General features: G+C 44.3%; 4 protein-coding genes. All 4 read left to right on the top strand.

The window, feature by feature from the left end; all coding sequences use genetic code 11:
* Positions 1-18: 18 nt before the first annotated feature.
* The gene (locus BCT81_RS28270) at positions 19-591 is read left to right on the top strand and encodes a YceI family protein (RefSeq protein ID WP_102426585.1); all 573 of its coding nucleotides are present in this window, start codon (positions 19-21) and stop codon (positions 589-591) included.
* Between the two features lie 196 nt (positions 592-787).
* Positions 788-2,032, top strand: a complete 1,245-nt coding sequence (locus BCT81_RS28265) for an NADH:flavin oxidoreductase/NADH oxidase family protein (RefSeq protein ID WP_102426584.1) — start codon at positions 788-790, stop codon at positions 2,030-2,032.
* 155 nt (positions 2,033-2,187) lie between these two features.
* A complete protein-coding gene (locus BCT81_RS28260) occupies positions 2,188-2,886 on the top strand; it encodes a VC0807 family protein (protein ID WP_004741780.1) in 699 nt (232 codons plus the stop codon).
* A gap of 354 nt (positions 2,887-3,240) precedes the next feature.
* Complete coding sequence (locus BCT81_RS28255) at positions 3,241-3,516, top strand: HU family DNA-binding protein (protein WP_102426583.1); 276 nt, start codon at positions 3,241-3,243, stop codon at positions 3,514-3,516.
* Positions 3,517-3,636: the final 120 nt, after the last annotated feature.

Here is a 3,636-nt window from a genome sequence, read left to right as displayed (position 1 = left end):
ATTATGTGGTGACAACTTATGAAAAAACTACTTACAACAATCGGGCTTCTTTGCACCGTCATATCAGCGCAGTCTTTTGCAGAAAGCGGCTACACATTAGATCCGAAGCTGTCGAATGTCACACTCGCAACCATTAAGAAGCAGTTCGTTGTTGAACCCGCTTCCATCAAGCCTTCGTCAGGCGGGCTTACCGAAGATGGGAAATTTTCAATCGTATTGGACTTGAAGAGTATTAGCACTGGTGTGTCTATTCGTGATCAGAGGCTAAACGAACTGTATTTTGAATCAATGAACTTTCCTGAAGTTAAGATCTCGGGATCGGTTGAGCCTTCGCTGTTAACAGGTGAACCCCAAAATACGACGATAGCAGCAGAAGTGACTCTGCATGGTGTAACCAAAACCATCGATTTCCCTGTCATAGTCGTACCCTCTGACGGTTTTGTCATGGTGAATTCAACTTCGACCATCATCGTCAATGGTGCAGATTTTGGTATTTCAACCGACAATCTAAACAAACTTTCGGCAACGGTAGGCGGATTAGCGCTTTCCGATAAGGTGCCACTCAACTTCAACTTAATGTTCGATAAATAAAGGTCGATTACAGAGTGAGTTAACACGAGTCCAGACACTCATAGGGTAATCACAGCATTACCCTATGAGTGTGCGTAAAGTCCAAACCTCCACACACTCCCCCACGAAAGTCCAATCAGCCACTCGGAAGCGGCATTAAAATAGGACATACTAAGCACTAATACCAACACTCAAAAGAATACAGCCAGTACCTATCATGAACTCTATCAGCCTCAGCGACTCCTTTTCTCTTCCCAACGGTCAAATCATTAAGAATCGCCTATTTAAATCGGCAATGAGTGAGCAACTTGGCGACAAACAGCATAATCCTAAACCTGGGCTAGCTACCTTGTACCAACGCTGGGCACAAGGTGGCATTGGTTTGTCCATCACAGGAAACGTAATGGTTGATAGAAACGCGCTCGGCGAGCCTAACAACGTGGTTCTAGATGAACACAGTGACCTTACTCAATTCGAAGCTTGGGCAAGTGCGGGTAAGCAAAATGGCTCGCAGATTTGGATGCAGCTTAACCACCCTGGAAAACAGATCCCGAAGTTTTTATGTGAAAAACCTGTTGCTCCATCGGCTATTAGCCTAGAGCGTGGATTAGAAAAAGGCTTCAATACACCGCGAGCGCTAACCGATTCTGAAATCCATGACACCATCAACAAGTTTGCTTTAAGCGCCAAACTAGCAAAGCAATCCGGCTTTACTGGAGTACAAATACACGGAGCTCATGGTTACCTTGTCAGCCAGTTTTTATCTTCAAGACACAACCAACGTGACGATAAATGGGGAGGTTCGCTGGAGAACAGGCTTCGATTTGTGATCGAGCTGTACCGCGCGATTCGTAAAGAGGTTGGAGAAAGCTTTCCTGTCGGAATCAAGCTTAACAGCGCAGATTTCATGAAAGGTGGCTTTACTGAAGTAGAATCGATGCAGGTGGTTCAAGCACTGAGCCGTGAGAGTATCGATCTTATTGAGATATCCGGTGGCACTTATGAGAGCCCGTCGATGATGGGTTCTAAGAACAAAAGTGACCCCGTAAAAGCAAGCACAGCAAAGCGTGAAGCGTATTTCTTAGATTATATGGTGAAGGTAAGAGCGTTAGTTAGCACACCTCTGGTGGTAACTGGGGGCTTTAGAACGGCACCAGCAATGAATGACGCTTTGCAGACATCAGCCACTGACTTCGTTGGGATTGCTCGAACAATGGCAGTAGACCCTGACTTCCCGAATAAGTTAATGGCAAACCCAACTCACGGAATGCCATTAGACGTACCAACAACTGGTAAACCCTCACTGGATAAAATGGTAATGGTCGGGTTGGTTTGGTATGAACATCAAATGTGGCGCATTGCCGCAGGAAAAGACGCAGATCCAAAACTTAGCGCACTAGGAGTCGTGGTCAAAACCCTTCTAACGGCAGGCTGGCACGTCTTTAAAAAGCGTCGCGCATAACGCATTTATTAGCCGGTAATACGTGCAAAACACCTGAAAATATGTCGTCGGTGTCACATGTCGTTACATAGCATGACCCCTTTAGGCTTTACATCTCAGGCGAGGTAAACAACAATCCCTGAGAATAAATCCATAACACAATGTATTTAGAGATTATGAGTAACACTGAAAACAAAAAATCGAGTCCTCTTTTTGAAGTCGTATTTAACGTCCTTCTTCCGTCATTCATCCTTATGAAGTTCAGCGGCGAAGAGCACCTCGGAACTGGTTTAGCTCTGCTTGTCGCACTCGCCTTCCCTATTGCTTACGGTGGTATGGAGCTAATCCGCAACAAGAAATTTAACTTCATCGCTGCACTTGGCTTTGTCAGCGTATTACTAACTGGTGGCATTGGTTTCTTCGAGCTAGACACGCGTTGGTTAGCTCTAAAAGAAGCCTTAATCCCTGGCTTAATCGGTCTAGCGGTACTCGGCTCTACCTTTACTCGCTATCCATTCATCCAAAAAGTGATTTTCACGCCTGCATTGCTGAACATTGCTCTAATTGAAGAGCGTTTAAAGCAATTTGGAAACCAAGCTAAATTTGATCGTTGCCTAATGACGTCAAACTACATGTTCGCTAGCACGTTCGCATTCTCTTCTGCGATGAACTATTTCCTCGCGACTTGGATTGTTACTAGCCCTGCTGGTACTGCGGCGTTCAATGAAGAACTCGGTAAATTGACTCTATATAGCTACCCTGCGATTGCGATTCCAAGCTTACTAATGATGTTAGGTATTTTTTACTACATCTGGCGCCAAGTTCGCGACATGACCTCGCTAGAGACAGAGCAGATTTTCGTCACCAATAAATAAGCTCACTCTAAGCAGTTCAACTTGAATACCCCAAAGCCCAGCCTTTCGCTGGGCTTTTCTATATCTATCACCAAGTAAAAACGAATACTCAGGTTGCAGATAATTAGCACGATGACGACTCATCCAATCCCTCGAAATCAAAACGTCCTGAAAGACCTTTTACTATTCGTATTTAAAACGCTAAAAATCAATAACTTGCACCAGAAGGACAATTGATGGTTTTCTAAACGATCTTGTTGGTTACTTAACAAAGCCCTACCCAATCACTGACAATATCGTACTTGGTGTTGATAAGATCACTCAAGCTAGGTGCCAAAGGTAGACACCAGCCTTACTCACTAAGGAATCAAGAATATGAACAAATCTCAATTAGTTGAACACATCGCTACATCTGCAGATATTTCAAAAGAACAAGCGGGTAACGCGCTAAATGCACTTGTAGAAGGTATTTCAACAACACTTGCTAACGGTGATGAAGTAGCGATCCTTGGATTTGGTAGCTTCAAAGTAAACACTCGCGCAGCTCGTGCAGGTCGTAACCCACGTACAGGTGAAGAAATTCAAATTGCTGCGTCTAAGACACCTGCATTCAAAGCGGGTAAAGCGTTAAAAGAGGCGTGCAACCTTTAAACTAGCGCCTTAAAACGCAGAACGATAAGGAAAATAACGATGACTACGCCAAAGGAAAAAACCAAGAGCAGTCGCGTTAAAAAAGCAGGTAAATCAACAGAAAACCAAGCACCTAAAACT

It is taken from the genome of Vibrio sp. 10N.261.52.A1, assembly GCF_002876325.1.
Classification (GTDB): domain Bacteria; phylum Pseudomonadota; class Gammaproteobacteria; order Enterobacterales; family Vibrionaceae; genus Vibrio; species Vibrio chagasii.
Note: the sequence above shows the minus strand (reverse complement) of the source record. Positions and strands in the feature narration are given on the sequence as shown.